Here is a 17,525-nt window from a genome sequence, read left to right on the forward strand (position 1 = left end):
CATTCGAACTTTCATCTTTTTCTCTTCCTGTCCGAGCGACTTCTCAGTCGTTGTTCCCGGTCAGTGGAGGCGCATTATAGGGAGTTCTCAGAAGGCCGCAACCCCTAAAATACAAATAATTTTCCGACCGCTGATTCTTTCACCAAATGCCGTTTAAAGCGGCAATTCCTGGATACTTCTGAAGCCATATGACTGTAAAACAGGCAGTAAACTTTGGGCCTCTGCGGTCATCGCCATGCAATAGGCGACACTCTCTATTTGCACGCCTGCATTTTTCTGTGGAATAGGCACGTGAGAGGTCTCAATTAACCAATGTGCACGGCGGGCAATGGCAGAGCCGGAGTCGATCATACGTGTGCCATCGGGCAAAACCTGCGCGAGCTCTTCGGAAAGCAACGGAAAATGTGTGCAACCCAATACTACTGTGTCCGGCGGTTCGCGCAAACGCAGCCACGGATGGAGGATTTTCTTCAGTGCCGCCAGTGAGACCTCTTCACCATGCAGTTTCGCTTCTGCCAACTCAACCAGCTCCGCCGAGCCCAGCATCAGAATCTGACAATCCGTCGCAAACCGCGCCACCAGATCATGCGTATAAGGACGTTGAACTGTTGCGCGCGTTGCCAGTAATCCCACAACGCCATTACGCGTCAATTTCGCAGCAGGTTTGATCGCAGGTACAACGCCAACCACCGGGCAGCTGAATTTTGCGCGCAATGCAGGAAGTGAGACGGTGCTGGCCGTGTTACAGGCAATGACGATAATAAAGAGGGGATGGCGTTTCGCGACGGCGCTGACAATCTCGACCACGCGTTCGACGATGAACTCTTCAGATTTCTCGCCGTAAGGAAAAGCGACATTATCGAAGGCATAGATATAGTGCAGGTCCGGCAACATCTGCCGGACCTCTTGATAAACTGACAACCCACCGACGCCGGAATCGAAAACCAGCACCGTCGGGCGGTCAGGAACCTGGGTTGTATCAGAAGGTATAGCTTCCAGTAAGGTAGAACTCACGTCCTGGTGTGGCATAGCCATAAGCCGTCTCGTAATCTTTATCAAACAAGTTGGCAATTCTACCACGAACAGTCAGATGTGAGGTTACGGGATATGATGCAGCGAGATCCCATAAGCTTACGCCGCCAAGCTTAACAGTCTGAGAAGGATACGATCCGTAATCGGTGTCGTAACGTTGTCCCAAATATTGGTAATTGATGGACCAGTCAACGTCCGCCACATTCCAGTCAATCTGGTATTTCACCTGCTGTTTGGCCCGACGCGCCAGAATTTCGTTGGTCTCGGCATTTCGTGGGTCGAGATATTCAAGCGTAATCTGGTGCTGCAACGGGCCGGTATCGAATGAGCCGGTCCATTCAACGCCTTTGATGGTCGCCTTGCCGATGTTGTAATAACCGAAGGTTGAATTGTCATAAGCGATCATCTGGTCGATGTCGTTACGATACACCGACAAGCGCCAGTCCAGCGGACCGGTCAGACCTTCCAGTCCCCCTTCCCACTGCTTGCTCTCTTCAGGCTTAAGGTCCGGATTGCCGCCAAAGCCACTATAAAGCTGCCCCAGGTTCGGAGATTTATAGGCCGTACCGTAAGAACCAATCAGACGATATCCATCGATGAATTCCCATGCCGCGCTGCTCTGCCAGGTAGTGTGCTGACCGAACTGAGAGTTATCGTCGCTGCGTACCGCACCTTCGAGCGTTACATCACTGATTTTCTGCTGAGTCGTCAGATAGACACCGGTGTTGTGCTGGTCATAGCCGTCGGCAAGATAGTTAGTACCCGGCTCCGTGGTCAACTTCTGCCAGTCGAGGCCCGCGCTGACTTCGCCTTTCCAGATCTGGAATGTGTTGCCCCATTGCACGTTGTACTGATCGGAGTCATCCAGCGAGGCCGAAGAGTCGTACGGGCCGTATTTCGGGTCGTAGTTATAGTCTTTAACGTGACTGTAGCTGCCGATGAGCTGCGTGGCGTAGATACCATTTTCGTAACGCAAACCGGTGTCATACGTGCGGCTGTAGAGCTGACGGGTATCGATAAGCGCACTGCCCGGCGAAGAATAGGCGTCATAAGCGGTACGGTTGTCGTAGCCGTACGCACGGGCAAAGCCGCTGATTTCCTGATTGAACTGGTGTTGCAACGCCAGATACAGCGTCTTGCTCATGAAGCCATCGCGGTCAGGCTGAGGTACGCCGCCGGTATTGCCATCCGCAACAACGTCGATGCCTCTGGTATAGGTGTAGTCTCCGGCCGCCGTCAGCGTCGTGTTTTCGCCCAGCTTTTGCTGTGTGGAGCCGTTATAGTTCTGGTAACCGTGGGAACCCACGCCTGCGCCAAGCGTCGTGCCATCTTTATCACGCGTGGTGATAATGTTAACAACGCCACCGATCGCATCCGAGCCATAAACCGCAGAGCGCGGTCCGCGAATAAATTCGATACGCTGAACCAGTGAAAGTGGGATCTGGCTGATATCCGCCGCGCCGGAAATACCAGCCTGATTAAGACGCACACCGTCGATTAAAACTAACGTGTGGCTGGAATTGGTGCCGCGAACGAATAAAGACGTCTGCTGGCCCAGTCCGCCATTTTGAGCAATATCGACACCCGGTAAACGACGTAATACATCGGCGACAGATTTTGACTGCCATCTGTCGATATCATCACGCGTCACCACATCGGTCGGTGCCAGAACGGAAGACACCGGCTGTGGAAAACGGTTAGCCGTGACGACCAGATTATCGCTGCTGTTGTCTGTGGAAGTACTGTCTTGCGCCCACCCTGAAAAAGCCGTGACGGATAATGCCGTCAACAGCACGTGCTTTTTAATTGTCATGAATCGAGCATCCAAACTTAATTGGCGGATGCCGCAGAGGATCACCGACGGTATTTCGCGACGACGATGATTAATGCGACGTAACATCGGCAGGTCTTCGGACTTAGGATTTGCAGGCTTATTGATTACAAGAGAAGTAATTAAGATAACCCACACCGGGCGATGACTTCCCATTCCCTCTTTCTTATCTATATAGAAAGAAGAAACAGTGTCTGCATTATAAAGAATGCGATCGCCGTGATTTCCCCATACCGCTGCGCGCCAGTTCCGGATTCACACCGGATTCCCTTTTAACTCAGTCACGAGGCCGAGCGGCAATCCTACGATCAACCCATTTGGAAATCCAGACATCCGTAATGACTGCCCATATTTCCCCAAAGTCATTGACGTTAGAACAAGGCAGCAAACGTCGTTATAACGTTCAGGACGACGGGGAAAGCTGGACTTTGCAGTGTGATTCCCTAGAATCCCCCAAAAGTTTGTCCATTTACCCCCAGTTAGACGAGATAACCGATGACGCCTGAAAACCTGCCCATTGAACAGTACGACGACCAGCTGGCGGAAAAGACCGCACGTCTCACGGCGATGATGTCACCTTTTAATGCGCCGCAGCCTGACGTTTTCCGTTCTCCGGTCAGCCATTATCGTATGCGTGCCGAATTTCGCGTCTGGCACGATGAGGGCGACCTGTACCATATTATGTTTGATCAGCAGACCAAAGCCCGCGTGCGTGTGGACCAGTTCCCGGCTGGCAGCGAGCTGATTAACCGTCTAATGCCTGTGCTGATCGCCGCGGTGAAGCAAGATCCGGCACTGCGCCGTAAGATCTTCCAGATCGACTATCTTTCGACCCGCAGCGGTAAAATCATCGCCTCTTTGCTGTACCACCGTAAGCTTGATGAAGAATGGCAGCAGGCCGCCACAGTTCTCCGTGACCAACTGCGCGCAGACGGGTTTGATATCCAGCTAATTGGCCGCGCAGCCAAAACCAAAATCATGCTCGATCAGGATTATATTGATGAAGTCCTGCCGGTTGCAGGCCGCGACATGATTTACCGCCAGGTGGAAAACAGCTTCACGCAGCCAAACGCCGAGATGAATATTCAGATGCTGGAGTGGGCGCTGAATGCCACGCAAAACTCGACCGGCGATTTGCTGGAACTTTACTGCGGCAACGGCAATTTCTCTCTGGCGCTGGCGCGCAACTTCCGCCGGGTGCTGGCAACAGAAATTGCCAAACCGTCAGTGGCGGCAGCGCAGTTCAACATTGCGGCGAACCATATCGATAACGTGCAAATCATCCGAATGGCGGCTGAAGATTTCACGCAGGCACTGAACGGTGTACGTGAATTCCGTCGTCTGCAGGATGTGGATTTAAGCGGATATGAATGTAATACGATTTTTGTCGATCCACCGCGCAGCGGGCTGGATGATGAAACCGTGAAAATGGTGCAAGGCTATGACCGTATTTTATATATCTCGTGTAACCCGGAAACGCTGTGCGCGAATCTGGAAACGCTGAGCCAGACGCACCGAGTCACGCGCCTCGCGTTGTTCGACCAGTTCCCGTATACCCACCATATGGAATCCGGTGTTCTGCTGGAAAAGATCTGATCGGCGAAAACTAAAAGAATAAACGGGCACTTCAGCGTGCCCGTTCTTTTTCCTGCCGTAAAATAATTATAAGTACACGCGCAGATATTCAGACAAACACAGAATCGCCATTGCCTGCCCGTAAGGCATCGACGTCAGTGCAATCTGGCGGTAAAACTCGAGGTCTGAACCCATCGCTGTACCGAACGACGTTTGCGTCAGTTCACCTGCCGGATTGATATGCTTAATCACGCCCTGAATGGCTTTTTCCGCCACCGGCGCATAAGACGCATCGATATAACGCTTCCGCACCGCTTTTAGAATACCGTACGCAAAACCCGCCGTGGCCGAGCTTTCAAGATAAGAGTGCGGGTCATCAAGCAGCGTATGCCATAAGCCGCTGTCGTCCTGACATTTCGCCAGCGCGCTGACCTGGCTTTCCAGTACCTGCAATAAATAACGGCGGGTCGCGTTATTCTCCGGCAAATCGACCAGTTCAAGGAATTCAGGAATGGCGATCGTCAGCCAGCTGTTGCCCCGCGCCCAGCGTGCCTGTGCAAAGTTGTGGTGACCGTCGAACGTCCAGCCGTGGAACCACAGGCCGGTCTGGCGATCCATCAGATATTGCACGTGGACCAGAAACTGATACGTCGCTTCTTCGATAAATTCAGGGCGATCCAGCAGTTTACCAATTTTTGCCAGCGGCAGGACGCTCATCATCAGCGTGTCGTCCCACATCTGCTGATGGTTTTCATTGTTATAAACAATGTGCTGCATCGCGCCTTTATCCGTGCGCGGCATTTCGTACATCACCCATTCGGCCCAACGCTCAAGGTAAGGGCGCCACTCTTCATTCCCCGTTTCCTCATAGCGATACGCCAGCGTCAGGAACGGACTCATAGTATTAACGTTTTTGGTTGGCGTGCCTTCCGTCAGGCGTGCGGTAAACCAGTCATCGATCACCGCACGCATTTTTTCATCGCCGGTCTGCTGATAATACTGATAGATACCGTAGAGCCCGATACCGTGCGTCCATTCCCAGCCCGCCCAGCCCTTGGTGTCGATGACGCGGCCATCGTCCAGCCGCAACAGGAACTCACCGGTTTTATCTTCGATATTCACCAGATTGTCGGTCACATTGTGAATCAGCGCCTTCAGTTCGTTGCGTGAGATGAAATGCTCCGGCTGCCGCAGCAAGGCACTGTGTTTAACTTCAAATACTTTCATAACGTTCTCCTGTAAATGGATTACAAACGTCCCTGGACCGGCACTTCGGCGGTATTTTCTCGGGTCAGCTTTTCAGGTGGCGGGTTATTGCGATGCAGATAACCGATATTGTTATTGCCCCACAGAGATTCGTATTTCATCCCTGTCAGCATTTCGACAGTCGCGCGATCTTCCGGCGTGATTTGTTCCGGCACGATGCGGTTAGCTTCGCGCATTCTGTGCGTTTCGCGGGTCAGCACGCCGTGCGTTCTCTGATTGAGGCGGAAGAACAGCGAGATGATAAAGCCCATGCTGAGCATCAGCAGCGAACCGACCACCAGAACGCCCAGAATGGTATGACCGACCGCAGGTACCTGCTGGCTTTGGCCGGAAACAAACCCGGCGAGTTGCAGGATAATCCCCACCAGCATCACGGCACCGGCCTGTGAAGCTTTGCGGGTCAGCGTCATCACGCCGGCAAAAATCCCTTCGCGGCGCTGACCGGTGATGGTTTCATCAACGTCAGCGATATAGGTGTAGATATTCCACGGCACATAGTTGATCCCGCCGCGTCCCAGACCGGCCAGCGCAGAAATGAGCAACAACAGTGACATAGAGTCATTCATACCGGCGTAATACAGACCGCCGTACGAAAGAGCGGCCAACCCGAACAGCGTCACCGCCAGCCGGTAAGACGGTGCAGGTCCGAAGCGGATACACAGCGGGATCATCCCGATAACCGCGACAAATTGCAGGATCGCCATCATTCCCATCAGGTTTGAAGCCACGGAGGCGCTTTGCATCAGCACGAAGACAACGTAATAAGTGAATACCGCGTTGAAGACGTCCTGTGCAATGTAGCCCCCCAGATACAAGCCGAGATGCTGACGGAAAATCTTGATGCGCAGCGTCGAAGACAATTCCACTTTCAGACGCTTCAGACTTTGCGCGAGCGTCAGTTGCTGGCGCTCACGTTCAATTTTCTTAGTTGCTTCCGATTTCAGCTCTTCCGGCCGTTCCCAGGTGAAGAAATACACCAGCGTCAGCACCAGTGAACAAATCACCGCGAAGACCAGGCTCGAATAGAAGAAGGAGATGGCGTTATCTTTGCCGAAATGCTGTAACAGAATGCCTGGCAGGAACGCTGCCAGAATCGCTGACAACTGCGCCAGCGCGATGCGCGCACCTGAGAATTTGGTTTTCTGTTTGAAATCATCGGTCATTTCCGGGACCAGTGTTTCATACGGCACCAAAATCATGGTGTAGACGATATCGAACAGCAGATATGTCAGCAGGTAATAGACGTATCCCATTTCGCCCACCCACATAAAGCTGTAACTGAAGACGCAGGGAATACCCAGCAGAATAAAGAACTTACGGCGGCCAAAGCGCTTGCCGAGCCATGTATTGCCGAAGTTATCGGTGAGATACCCCATCAGCGGGCTGAGCACCGCATCGGCGACGCGTGCGGTCGCGAAAATGAACGTAGCCTGAATGGGCGAAAGCCCGCAGAACGTCGTGTAGAAATACAACAACCAGGCCGCAGTCAACGCGGTCGTGCCTGCACCGAGGAAATCCCCGGAGCCATAAGCGATATAAGTGAAGAATCCTATCTTACGTGTTTTCATTGCCGTGTTGCCCCTGTTAATCACCTTTAGGCGTAGGCTGAATGCGAACGAAAATGCGTCGTCCGGCCATGATTCAAATTAGCGAGGAGCCGACATGAAAACCTTTTGGTTTTTGCCACCCGGATGCACTTTATGGCAAAGAAATAAAGAAGTGGGCGATCTACATCTAAATAATGAACATGGGTTTGATATTAATGAAATGACAGTTCATTAAATGGGAGTGGAAATGCTTAGCGGAGGGAATAAGTCGAGCGAGGGCGCATAAAAAAGGCAATCCGCAGATTGCCTTCAAAAAACATGAAACAGAAAACGCGTTACGTAGACGATTTGCGCTTTTTCAGTTTTATACCAATCCAGAATACCAGCGCCACGCAGATAAGCGACGGTAAGAAATTCGAGCCTAATTCAGGATACTCAGCGCGGACAATCGTACTGTACAACAGCAGACCCAGCAGGAAACAGGCCGCGGCCATGCCCGGTAATCCTTGGGGCATTTCGCCTTTGTGGTAGCGAACGTGCAAACAGTACACCGCTAACACCAGAGCAATAATCGGGAATATCGAAAACGCGACGACAGAGCTGAATAACGCATCAAATGTGCCGCTGATCGACAGCCCGGCAATTAAAGACAAAACCAGAGTGCCATTATCCTGGTTCGCTTGTTCGATCATCTTCTTTACCTCGGTTCTTATTAATGGGTGTCACCGCCGTGCGTTCCTGCTGACGGCGGTACCAGTAATACGCGCCTTTAGAAATCATCCGCAGTTGCAGTACCAGACGCTCTTCGAGCTGACGGCGCTGCGCGAGGTCAACATCCAGCGCTTCCGCCCCGGCGTTAAACACGATGATTACCATGGCTTCCGCCTGCGCTTCAGTAAAACTGCGCGGCATATGGTTTTCGAGTTGCAGATAGTCGGCAAGTTCCGCAATAAAATGCTGAATTTCACGGGCGACAGCGGCACGAAACGCCGAAGACGTCCCGGAGCGTTCGCGCAGCAACAGCCGGAATGCGTTGGGGTTATTGCCGATGAATTCCATAAACGTCGAGACCGAGGTGCGGATGACGCTGCCGCCTTTGGCAATTCGCTGGCGCGCCTGACGCATTAGCTGGCGCAGCATCAGACCACTTTCATCTACCATCGTCAGACCGAGCTCATCCACATCACGGAAGTGCCGGTAAAAGGACGTCGGCGCAATGCCTGCTTCGCGCGAGACCTCACGCAAACTCAGACTGGCGAAACTGCGCTCAGCGCTGAGCTGGCTGAAAGCCGCCTCAATCAGCGTGCGACGCGTACGCTCTTTTTGTTGTGCTCTGACTCCCATAACCTTCATCCGGATAGTGTTCTTCTTTTTAGTTGTTAGCCCGACATGGTTTCACTATACCAAAATTTTTATCGGTCCGAGTCATAGAAACAGCAGCATAAAATGGGTCTGAATGTTGCGACATTCCCATTAAATGACAACTGCATGCGGGGTAAATAGGTGTAATATGTTACTTTCTCGTTGTGATTTTGTATAAAAATAGGTTTCGAACAATGCAACAGCACTCACATTTTGATGCCATCATCATTGGTTCAGGCCCTGGCGGAGAAGGCGCCGCGATGGGACTGGTTAAACAAGGCGCCAGAGTTGCTGTCATCGAACGCTATAACAACGTCGGTGGCGGTTGTACACATTGGGGCACCATCCCTTCCAAAGCACTGCGTCATGCCGTCAGCCGAATCATCGAATTTAACCAAAATCCGCTCTACAGCGATAACTCGCGCACCATGAGCTCCAGCTTTCCCGATATCCTGCGTCATGCGGATTCGGTCATAAATCAGCAAACCCGCATGCGCCAGGGTTTTTACGAAAGAAACCAGTGCCAGCTGTTTTCCGGCGACGCCAGTTTTGTCGATGCCAATACCATCAGCATCCGCTACGCCGACGGCACGCATGAGCAGATCACCGCGGATAACATCGTCATCGCCTGTGGATCGCGCCCTTACCGCCCGGCCAACGTCGATTTTGGTCACCCGCGCATTTATGACAGCGATTTAATCCTTGAACTCAGCCATGAACCGCGCCACGTGATTATTTACGGTGCGGGCGTGATCGGCTGCGAATATGCGTCGATCTTCCGTGGTCTGAACGTCAAAGTGGACTTAATCAACACCCGCGACCGGCTGTTGTCTTTCCTTGATCAGGAAATGTCAGACGCGCTTTCGTACCACTTCTGGAATAACGGCGTAGTTATTCGCCATAACGAAGAGTTCGAGAAGATTGAAGGTGTGGAAGATGGTGTGGTTATGCACCTGAAATCCGGTAAGAAAGTGAAAGCTGATGCGCTGCTGTACGCCAATGGTCGCACCGGTAACACGGATAAACTGGGTCTGGAAAACATCGGACTGGAAGCAGACAGCCGGGGCTTGCTGAAAGTAAACAGCATGTATCAGACCGCACTGTCGCACATTTATGCTGTTGGTGATGTGATTGGTTACCCAAGTCTGGCCTCAGCGGCTTACGATCAGGGACGCATTGCCGCACAGGCGATGATCCAGGGCGAAGCCAAAGTCCACTTAATCGAAAACATTCCGACCGGGATTTACACCATTCCGGAGATAAGTTCGGTGGGTAAAACCGAGCAGGAACTGACGTCGATGAAAGTCCCGTACGAAGTTGGCCGCGCGCAGTTTAAGCATCTGGCTCGCGCACAAATCGCCGGCATGAACGTGGGCAGCCTGAAATTGCTGTTCCATCGCGAAACCAAGGAAATCCTGGGCATTCACTGTTTCGGTGAACGTGCCGCCGAAATCATTCATATCGGGCAGGCGATCATGGAACAGAAAGGTGAAGGTAATACTATCGAGTATTTCGTCAATACCACCTTCAACTATCCGACCATGGCCGAAGCCTATCGCGTGGCTGCGCTTAACGGATTAAACCGCCTTTTTTAAGGCAGCGGCGTTATCCCAGTAAGCCTGCATATGTTCTTTGATGGCTTCGGCAAGCTGTTCGTAACGCCCGCGCAGTGGCGAACCGGGACGATAGACCAGCGCAATCGTACGGCGCGGTTCCGGTTTGTCACAGGTAAGATAAGTCACACCATCACGGCTGCGCTCGCGCGGCACAGCGAGTGATGGCAGTAACGTAATCCCGCTCCCTGCCGCCACCATGTTACGCAGCGTTTCAAGACTGGTGGCGCGGAAGTGGGTATCTTCATCCGCACCCGCCTGGAAGCAAAAACCGAGCGCCTGATCGCGCAGACAGTGGCCATCTTCCAGCATCAGCAGTTTCTCACCGGCCAGATCGGCCATCGCCACACGATCGCGCGATGCCCACGGATGGTCATCGTAAATTGCCAGCTTCATCGGCTCGTCAAACAGCGGCACTTCGATAAATGCCTCGCTCTCTTTCACCAGCGCCAGAATGGCACAATCGAGCTTTCCGCTGTCAAGCTGCGCCAGCAGCTGATGGGTTTGCGCTTCGTGCAGATACATTTCCAGTTTCGGAAAAGTTTTGTGCAGCGTTGGAATAATTTGCGGCAGCAGGTAAGGCCCGACAGTTGGGATCAGACCGATATGCATCGGCCCGGACATCGCTTCGCCCTGCTGGCTCGCCATTTCTTTGAGCACTTTTACTTCGCGCAATACCGTGCGCGCCTGATCCACCAGCAGCAGACCGGCCTGGGTGAACAGTACTTTGCGGCTGGTTCTTTCGAGCAGCATGACGCCAAGCTCATCTTCCAGCTTACGGATTTGCCCGCTCAGCGTTGGCTGACTGACATGGCATGAATCTGCGGCGCGGCGGAAATGGCGAAACTCAGCCAGTGCCACCAGATACTCTAAATCACGAATGTTCATTTTTCCCCCAGTCCCTCATAGGCAATGCGATAGCCGTTAACGATAGATAAGATAGCAACCAACGATTATATCTATCAACCACAATCGTTAATAATGCCCCCCATCGAAACGGCACCGCCGAAAATATTGTTCATTTTATAGATTAATTAAGAGGTTATTCATGTTTGCAAGCCAGGAAGGGAAACACGTACCGCAAGTTACTTTTCACACCCGTCAGGGCGACAAATGGGTAGACCTGACGACGGATGAGCTGTTCAAAAATAAAACGGTGATTGTCTTTTCACTGCCGGGTGCATTTACCCCGACCTGTTCTTCGAGCCACCTGCCACGTTACAACGAGCTGGCTCCGGTGTTCAAAAGCCACGGCGTAGATAGCATTCTGTGCGTCTCCGTGAATGACACCTTCGTGATGAATGCGTGGAAAGCAGAACAAAGCGCCGCCAACATCACTTTCATTCCGGACGGTAATGGTGAGTTCACTAAAGGCATGGACATGCTGGTCGAGAAGGCGGATTTAGGCTTCGGTCCGCGTTCATGGCGTTATTCCATGCTGGTGCGTAACGGCGTGGTCGAGAAAATGTTCGTAGAGCCAAACAAGCCGGGCGACCCGTTTGAAGTGTCTGATGCAGACACCATGCTGAAGTACCTGGCACCAGAATATAAAGTGCAGGAGTCCGTTTCCATTTTCACTAAACCGGGCTGTCCGTTCTGTGCTAAAGCCAAACAGATGCTGCAGGAGCGCGGTATTCAGTACGAAGAAATTGTATTAGGTAAAGACGCGACCACCGTCAGCCTGCGCGCCGTTACCGGCCGTGCGACCGTGCCGCAGGTCTTTATCGGTGGACGCCACATCGGCGGAAGCGACGATCTGGACGTTTACCTGCATTCAGAAACCCAGGAAGTATGCGAAGTTGCACAATAAGTCTGAGTGAATACCCAGAGTAAGAAGTAAGACAAGAGTCCCTGCATTACCAACAAAAAAGCAAAGTTAGACTACGTGAACTTTCGGCGGACCTTGGGTCCGCCTTTTTTTGCTTCATCAATCCCGCGTTCTGAGATCCTCGCCTGTTTTTTCATGCCCCTCTCCTGCCACACTTTGCGGTTAATGCATTATTGATGGCAGGAAGATGATGACGCAAAAACCGCGCAATAGAATCACTCAGCAGGATGTCGCGCGCCTGGCTGGCGTTTCCGTCGCGGCGGTTTCACTGGTGCTCGGCGGAAAAGGACGCATCTCGCCGCAAGGCGTGGAGCGTATTTATCATGCCATCGACCAGCTCGGTTACCGGTCGCCATCGTCATCTTCCGTCACGCCCCTTCCACGGATTGGTGTTTTGCTGATGCCGGGTTGTCAGTTCGCGACAGATTTGCTCCCGGATCTTTCACAGAGATTGCAGGGGGCCGGATTCTCACTGTTACTTTCCTACGCAAACTCCCAGACACTTCTGGAACATGCCGGGCAACTTCTGGCGCAGGACGTACGCGGAATCATTGTGTGCGGAAAATTACTTAATGCCAGCCCGGAAATGCTGAAAGCTCTGAGTGCCCGGGCGATTGCGCGTCATGTGGCACTTATCGGCGTCGGAGAACATTATCACCCGGGGCCGGTCACAACGGTACACCCGGATAATGCGCAGGCCGCGCATCAGGCGGTGGAAGCCTTCCTTCATCAGCAACATTGCCACATTGCGTATCTCGGGGGTGAAAGCCATTCGCTGGTGCGCGCTGAAAGGCTGGGCGGCCTTTCCCTCGCACTCGGTAAATCCGGCGTGGCGTTTTCGCCATCGCTTAGCCAGCCGTGCGCGGCAACCTTTGAAGACGGTTTTCGCTCCACCGCGCAGTTGCTGAAACAAAACCCCAAAATTTCCGCCATCCTGTGCGACAACCCGACAGTATTGCTGGCCGCACATTATGCGCTGGCGGAGGGATTACAAACCTCTAAATGGCGGCTGTTTTCGCGCCGCATTGTGCTGGCCGGTTTTGGTAAGTGTGAAGAACTGGTGAAACAGTCACTACCACAAATTATCCCCTGCCACGATGCGTTAACCGCGCGCGCGATAGAATGCCTGCACGCGCAACTTGCCGGTGATCCGTTATTGCCAGACGATCCGCGCCTCACGGTCGCTCCGACAGGTATTTCCCCCTCGCTTTGCGCTACGTTGAAGGCGGGTTAAAAAAACCGGCGAAAAAATTTACCCGTTTTATTTATCAATTCTGATCCCTGCCTTTTGACGCTTTTTCCTCCAGCCTCAATGCTAAGACCATTGTTTTCGGAGGATTAACGTCAATGATCGACTTCGCAGCACACGCCCGGGATCGGGCGAATCAATTCCTCACATTACTCGCTCAATGGGTGGCGATCCCTTCGCCGTACGACAGCGCGACGGTGCAACCGGATGCGCCCTTTGGCCGGGGCATCGCCGACGCACTCGGCTGGTGGCAGCAACTCGGTGATAACGCCGGGTTGAATACACTGAATGTCGATCATCATGCCGTACATATCGAATACGGCAGCGGCGAGGAAATCGTGTATGTGTTTGGTCATGCCGACGTCGTACCTGCCGGCGAAGGCTGGCATTTCCCGCCGTATCAGGTCTCCCGCCTCGGAGACAAACTGATTGGCCGCGGCGTGGTGGATGACAAAGGCCCGATGATTGCCGCGTGGCTGGCGCTGGATATTCTGCGTGAGCTGAAACTTCCGCTTAGCCGCCGCATCAGGCTGGTGGCGGGCGGCAATGAAGAAACGGGGTTTCGCTGTATTCGCCGTTATTTTGAAAAACAGCCGCAACCGGCTTTCGCCTTCACGCCTGACGGAAAATTCCCGGTGATTTATGGCGAAAAAGGCTCCTTACTGATAACGCTGACCTCACCCACCGGACAATCCGATCTGCAGGTTTCCTGTGGCGACGTGGTAAATAGCATTCCTGATGTGGCACACCTGCGCGGGCTGTCACTGTCCTGCGGCAACTGGACGCTGGATGACGGTTTTACACTGCTGGCGGAGCCGGGACACGTTGATCGCTGGCAGCTTTACGGGCGCGGCGGCCACTCTTCGAAACCGGAAATGTGCCTCAATCCAATTGCCGCCACCGCACAGTTGCTGCATCAGCAATTCAATACACCCTGGACGCAGCAACTTTACGAGATCACTGACGCCAGGTCCGGCCAGAGCGGCGTGAGTTTTGCGCTGGATGCGCCGGGCGAGTGCGGGCAGATCCTGCTGGTACCGACCGTCCTGAACATTGAAAACGGACTGATGATGCTGACGCTGAACGTGCGGTATCCCGAAAACCTGACCGCAGAAGACATCAGCGAAAAACTGTCGCACTGGAACCGCGACTGGCCTTCAAGCCGCATTGAGGCTGAACCGGTCAAACTGCCGAGTCTCTACCCGCCGGACAGCGCGCTGGTACACACGCTGCATGAGATTTACACCCGTCATACCGGCGATAAAAACCATCCGTCGCGCACCACAGGTGCTGGCAGCTACGCCAGCGCGATGCAAAACGCAGTGATTTATGGCTGCGAATTTCCCGACGGTTCTTCTGGCAACACCCACAGCGCGGACGAATACGGCAGCTTATGCCGCTTTATCAGCGCCATCGGCATCTACGCCGAAGCCCTTTACCGGCTGGCAAACCTGCCCGCCGCATCTTCTGAAAAACGAGGTCATTGAACATGTCTGCAAAAAAACTGATTGCGCTGTGCGCCTGTCCGATGGGTCTGGCTCATACCTTTATGGCCGCCGAAGCCATTGAAGTCGCCGCCCGCGCCCGCGGTTATGACGTAAAAATCGAAACCCAGGGCGCCGATGGCATCCAGAACGAACTGACGGCGGAAGACATCGCGCAGGCCACGGTGATCATCCACGCCACCGGCATCACGCCGCAAAACATTGAGCGTTTCAACGGGCTGGCTGTGTATGAAGTCGAGCTGAAAGACGCCGTAAAAAATGCAGGCGGGCTGATCGACGAGATCGAAGAAGATCAGGCGCAGTGATCCCACTTTTGCTTTTTTAAGCGCAAGGAGTTTTCCGTGGCGATAAGAAAAAGAGTTATTAATACCGGTCACAGTCAGACATCCGACGCCCCGCCGCCTTCTGGCGGGGCATCAGGCAAAGGCCAGAGCCATGCCTGGAAAGAATTCAGCAAACACATCATGACCGGCATTTCCTACATGATCCCCGTGCTTATCATGGGCGGTCTGATTGGCGCGCTGTCGCAAATCATTCCCTATGTTTTCCTCGGCATGTCGCCGGATGAATCCATCATGGCGGCGCTCAACAGCGGCCGTTACAGCGGCAGTTCTGTCTGGATGCTGCAAATCGCCAGCATCATGGAAAGCTTCGGTTTCACACTTTTTGGCTTCGCTATTCCGATGTTCGCCGCATTTACCGCCAACTCCATCGGGGGGAAAACCGCGCTGGCGGCCGGATTTATCGGCGGATACGTGGCGATCAAACCGGTGGCGGTTCCCACGCTTCTCGGCGGTGAATGGTCAGCGGTTGCGCCCGTCGCCTCCGGGTTCCTCGGCGCAATCGTGATTGCTTTCGTGGTGGGCTATTTCGTCCGCTGGCTGAACAACGCCATCAAGGTTTCGCACAACTGGCTGGCGTTCAAAACGACCTTCTTTATTCCTTTGATCTCCGCGATTGTCGCAATGCTTCTGATGGTATTTCTCATCACGCCGATTGGCGGCTGGCTGAATACGCTTATCAAAGAAGCGTTGCAGGCCGCAGGCGCAGCAGGCACCTATTTCTACGCCACGTTACTGGCCGCCGCCACGGCGTTTGACCTCGGCGGGCCTGTAAACAAAGCCGCAGGATTCGTCGCTCTCGGCTTCACGACCGAGAAAGTGCTGCCGATCACCGCGCGCTGTCTGGCCGTGGTCATTCCGTCGTTCGGCCTCGGCCTTTCGACGGTGATCGACAAATGGCTGGTAGGCCGCCGGGTGTACGACCGTCAGTTCAATCAGATTGGCCGCACTGCGATTTTCCTCGGTTTTATGGGAATTTCAGAAGGATCGATTCCGTTCGCGCTGGAACGTCCGGGATTCGTGATTCCGGTGTACGTGACAGGCGCGATCATCGGCGCACTGCTCGGGGTTTCGCTGGGCGCGGTGCAATGGTTCCCGGAATCCGCCATCTGGGCATGGCCGCTCATCACCAACATTCCGGCTTATCTGATCGGTCTGCTTGGCGGTTCGCTGTTTATCGCCGTGACCTGCGTGTTCTATCGCAACCGTCTGATCAAAAAAGGTCTGCTCGAAGTCGCCTGACCTTCATCTCCTCAGGGCGCACCCACGCCCTGACATGCTCACGGGAGGAACCATGAGCCGTCAGCAACGTCTTACCGTTCTGCGCCAGCGCATGGCCGAATGCCAAATACCCGCCATTCTGCTCACCGACAGATTCAGCAAATATGCGCTGACCGAGCTCTACAGCGCATCCGGCTATGTGCTGGTCACCGATGACAAACTGCTGATGCTGGTCGATGGTCGCTACAGCGCTGAATGTCGTCTCAATAACCCCGGCACAGACGTCATCACGCTCACCACCGAACATCCGCTGGCAGAGCATCTTTCCGACCATGGCACGCTCTTTACCGATGCCAGCGCGTTGTCTCATCTGGCATGGCAAACGCTGGAAAAGCAGTGCAGCGTACGGCTGCAACACTGGGATGCGTCGGTTCTGCGCGTGCATAAATATCCCGATGAAATCGCGAAAATCCGCCAGGCTGCGGCTATCGCTGACGAGGCTTTACGAACCGTGATGCCGCGGATTCAGCCCGGTATAACCGAAAAGGCACTGGCGGATCATCTCGAAATGGCGGTGCGTCAGGCCAGTGGCAGTAAAACGTCGTTTGATACCGTGGTGGTATCCGGCACACGCGGCGCGTTGCCGCACGGGCGTCCGACGGATAAAAAGCTGGCGGAAGGAGAAATAGTGACGATTGATTTTGGCGCGGTGTATCAGCATTACTGCTCCGACATGACCCGGACATTTGCGCTGGGTAACGTCAACCCTGAGCTGAAAGCGTTATACGACACGGTGTTGACGGCACAACAATCCGCCCGTGACGCCGTCAGACCAGGAATGCGCTGTCAGGAGCTCGACGCCGTGGCGCGCGACATTATCGCGGCAGCCGGATACGGCGGCTACTTCAGTCACAATCTTGGTCACGGTTTAGGGCTGGATGTCCACGAAGCCCCCGCGCTCAGCCCGCAAAACACGCAGTCGCTGGAACCGGGGATGGTGATCACCATCGAGCCGGGAATTTATATTCCGGGTCTTGGCGGCGTGAGAATTGAGGATGATGTTCTGGTCACAGAAAGCGGCAGCGACGTGCTGACGCAAAGCCCGAGAGCGTGGAAAGACATTTGTTTGTAGAACTGCCGTCGTTTGTAAAACCC

At 53.8% G+C, this 17,525-nt stretch carries 15 protein-coding genes and 1 riboswitch; of the genes, 8 read left to right on the forward strand and 7 right to left on the reverse strand.

Annotated features, from left to right (window positions below; all coding sequences use genetic code 11):
• Positions 1-153 precede the first annotated feature (153 nt).
• Positions 154-1,035 carry a glutamate racemase gene (gene murI, locus AC0Z7K_RS20410; RefSeq protein ID WP_485615689.1) on the reverse strand — a complete coding sequence of 294 codons (882 nt, stop codon included), beginning with the start codon at positions 1,033-1,035 and terminating at the stop codon, positions 154-156.
• A complete protein-coding gene (gene btuB, locus AC0Z7K_RS20415) occupies positions 980-2,845 on the reverse strand; it encodes a TonB-dependent vitamin B12 receptor BtuB (protein ID WP_413531232.1) in 1,866 nt (621 codons plus the stop codon). The genes murI and btuB overlap by 56 nt, the downstream gene beginning before the upstream one ends.
• A 71-nt stretch (positions 2,846-2,916) precedes the next feature.
• Positions 2,917-3,179, reverse strand: a riboswitch (cobalamin riboswitch).
• A 179-nt stretch (positions 3,180-3,358) separates the two neighbouring features.
• Here btuB and trmA point away from each other — a divergent pair.
• The gene (gene trmA / locus AC0Z7K_RS20420; protein ID WP_485615690.1) at positions 3,359-4,459 is read left to right on the forward strand and encodes a tRNA (uridine(54)-C5)-methyltransferase TrmA; all 1,101 of its coding nucleotides are present in this window, start codon (positions 3,359-3,361) and stop codon (positions 4,457-4,459) included.
• Between the two features lie 66 nt (positions 4,460-4,525).
• Here the strand turns inward: trmA and bglB are convergent, their stop codons facing one another.
• The 4 genes from bglB to fabR all read right to left on the reverse strand — a co-directional run bounded on the left by bglB (position 4,526) and on the right by fabR (position 8,595).
• Complete coding sequence (bglB, locus tag AC0Z7K_RS20425) at positions 4,526-5,665, reverse strand: beta-galactosidase BglB (RefSeq protein ID WP_413531230.1); 1,140 nt, start codon at positions 5,663-5,665, stop codon at positions 4,526-4,528.
• A 20-nt stretch (positions 5,666-5,685) separates the two neighbouring features.
• Positions 5,686-7,272, reverse strand: a complete 1,587-nt coding sequence (locus tag AC0Z7K_RS20430; protein ID WP_485615691.1) for an MFS transporter — start codon at positions 7,270-7,272, stop codon at positions 5,686-5,688.
• Positions 7,273-7,586: 314 nt separating this feature from the next.
• On the reverse strand, positions 7,587-7,943 hold the full coding sequence (locus AC0Z7K_RS20435) for a YijD family membrane protein (protein ID WP_485615692.1): 357 nt from the start codon (positions 7,941-7,943) through the stop codon (positions 7,587-7,589).
• Entirely contained in the window at positions 7,918-8,595 is a 678-nt protein-coding gene (gene fabR, locus AC0Z7K_RS20440) for an HTH-type transcriptional repressor FabR (protein ID WP_413531227.1), read from the reverse strand. Before fabR ends, AC0Z7K_RS20435 begins: the two co-directional genes overlap by 26 nt.
• A gap of 212 nt (positions 8,596-8,807) precedes the next feature.
• Here fabR and sthA point away from each other — a divergent pair, with 212 nt between their 5' ends.
• Positions 8,808-10,208 carry a Si-specific NAD(P)(+) transhydrogenase gene (sthA, locus tag AC0Z7K_RS20445; RefSeq protein ID WP_485615693.1) on the forward strand — a complete coding sequence of 467 codons (1,401 nt, stop codon included), beginning with the start codon at positions 8,808-8,810 and terminating at the stop codon, positions 10,206-10,208.
• On the opposite strand, the gene oxyR is transcribed toward sthA, so the two are convergent.
• Positions 10,191-11,114 carry a DNA-binding transcriptional regulator OxyR gene (gene oxyR / locus AC0Z7K_RS20450; protein WP_112169511.1) on the reverse strand — a complete coding sequence of 308 codons (924 nt, stop codon included), beginning with the start codon at positions 11,112-11,114 and terminating at the stop codon, positions 10,191-10,193. The genes sthA and oxyR overlap by 18 nt on opposite strands.
• Before the next feature lie 160 nt (positions 11,115-11,274).
• Between oxyR and AC0Z7K_RS20455 the strand changes: the two genes are divergently transcribed.
• The 6 genes from AC0Z7K_RS20455 to AC0Z7K_RS20480 all read left to right on the forward strand — a co-directional run bounded on the left by AC0Z7K_RS20455 (position 11,275) and on the right by AC0Z7K_RS20480 (position 17,502).
• Positions 11,275-12,036, forward strand: a complete 762-nt coding sequence (locus AC0Z7K_RS20455) for a glutathione peroxidase (RefSeq protein WP_413531226.1) — start codon at positions 11,275-11,277, stop codon at positions 12,034-12,036.
• 205 nt (positions 12,037-12,241) lie between these two features.
• Complete coding sequence (locus AC0Z7K_RS20460) at positions 12,242-13,288, forward strand: LacI family DNA-binding transcriptional regulator (protein ID WP_485615694.1); 1,047 nt, start codon at positions 12,242-12,244, stop codon at positions 13,286-13,288.
• Positions 13,289-13,401: 113 nt separating this feature from the next.
• Positions 13,402-14,790, forward strand: coding sequence for a Sapep family Mn(2+)-dependent dipeptidase (locus tag AC0Z7K_RS20465; RefSeq protein ID WP_485615696.1), 1,389 nt, complete (start codon positions 13,402-13,404; stop codon positions 14,788-14,790).
• A 2-nt stretch (positions 14,791-14,792) separates the two neighbouring features.
• Entirely contained in the window at positions 14,793-15,113 is a 321-nt protein-coding gene (locus AC0Z7K_RS20470) for a PTS fructose transporter subunit IIB (protein WP_413531223.1), read from the forward strand.
• 36 nt (positions 15,114-15,149) lie between these two features.
• Positions 15,150-16,391, forward strand: a complete 1,242-nt coding sequence (locus AC0Z7K_RS20475; protein ID WP_413531222.1) for a PTS fructose transporter subunit IIC — start codon at positions 15,150-15,152, stop codon at positions 16,389-16,391.
• 52 nt (positions 16,392-16,443) lie between these two features.
• Positions 16,444-17,502 carry a M24 family metallopeptidase gene (locus tag AC0Z7K_RS20480; protein ID WP_485615698.1) on the forward strand — a complete coding sequence of 353 codons (1,059 nt, stop codon included), beginning with the start codon at positions 16,444-16,446 and terminating at the stop codon, positions 17,500-17,502.
• Positions 17,503-17,525 lie beyond the last annotated feature (23 nt).

The sequence above is a fragment of the Rahnella sp. 1L-D-7-B-C2 genome (assembly GCF_057290995.1).

Excerpts from the sequence above, each read along its gene's own strand:
- murI (WP_485615689.1), bottom strand. The coding sequence starts at position 1,035 with ATGGCTATGCCACACCAGGACGTGAGTTCTACCTTACTGGAAGCTATA.
- btuB (WP_413531232.1), bottom strand. The coding sequence starts at position 2,845 with ATGACAATTAAAAAGCACGTGCTGTTGACGGCATTATCCGTCACGGCT.
- trmA (WP_485615690.1), top strand. The coding sequence starts at position 3,359 with ATGACGCCTGAAAACCTGCCCATTGAACAGTACGACGACCAGCTGGCG.
- bglB (WP_413531230.1), bottom strand. The coding sequence starts at position 5,665 with ATGAAAGTATTTGAAGTTAAACACAGTGCCTTGCTGCGGCAGCCGGAG.
- AC0Z7K_RS20430 (WP_485615691.1), bottom strand. The coding sequence starts at position 7,272 with ATGAAAACACGTAAGATAGGATTCTTCACTTATATCGCTTATGGCTCC.
- AC0Z7K_RS20435 (WP_485615692.1), bottom strand. The coding sequence starts at position 7,943 with ATGATCGAACAAGCGAACCAGGATAATGGCACTCTGGTTTTGTCTTTA.
- fabR (WP_413531227.1), bottom strand. The coding sequence starts at position 8,595 with ATGGGAGTCAGAGCACAACAAAAAGAGCGTACGCGTCGCACGCTGATT.
- sthA (WP_485615693.1), top strand. The coding sequence starts at position 8,808 with ATGCAACAGCACTCACATTTTGATGCCATCATCATTGGTTCAGGCCCT.
- oxyR (WP_112169511.1), bottom strand. The coding sequence starts at position 11,114 with ATGAACATTCGTGATTTAGAGTATCTGGTGGCACTGGCTGAGTTTCGC.
- AC0Z7K_RS20455 (WP_413531226.1), top strand. The coding sequence starts at position 11,275 with ATGTTTGCAAGCCAGGAAGGGAAACACGTACCGCAAGTTACTTTTCAC.
- AC0Z7K_RS20460 (WP_485615694.1), top strand. The coding sequence starts at position 12,242 with ATGATGACGCAAAAACCGCGCAATAGAATCACTCAGCAGGATGTCGCG.
- AC0Z7K_RS20465 (WP_485615696.1), top strand. The coding sequence starts at position 13,402 with ATGATCGACTTCGCAGCACACGCCCGGGATCGGGCGAATCAATTCCTC.
- AC0Z7K_RS20470 (WP_413531223.1), top strand. The coding sequence starts at position 14,793 with ATGTCTGCAAAAAAACTGATTGCGCTGTGCGCCTGTCCGATGGGTCTG.
- AC0Z7K_RS20480 (WP_485615698.1), top strand. The coding sequence starts at position 16,444 with ATGAGCCGTCAGCAACGTCTTACCGTTCTGCGCCAGCGCATGGCCGAA.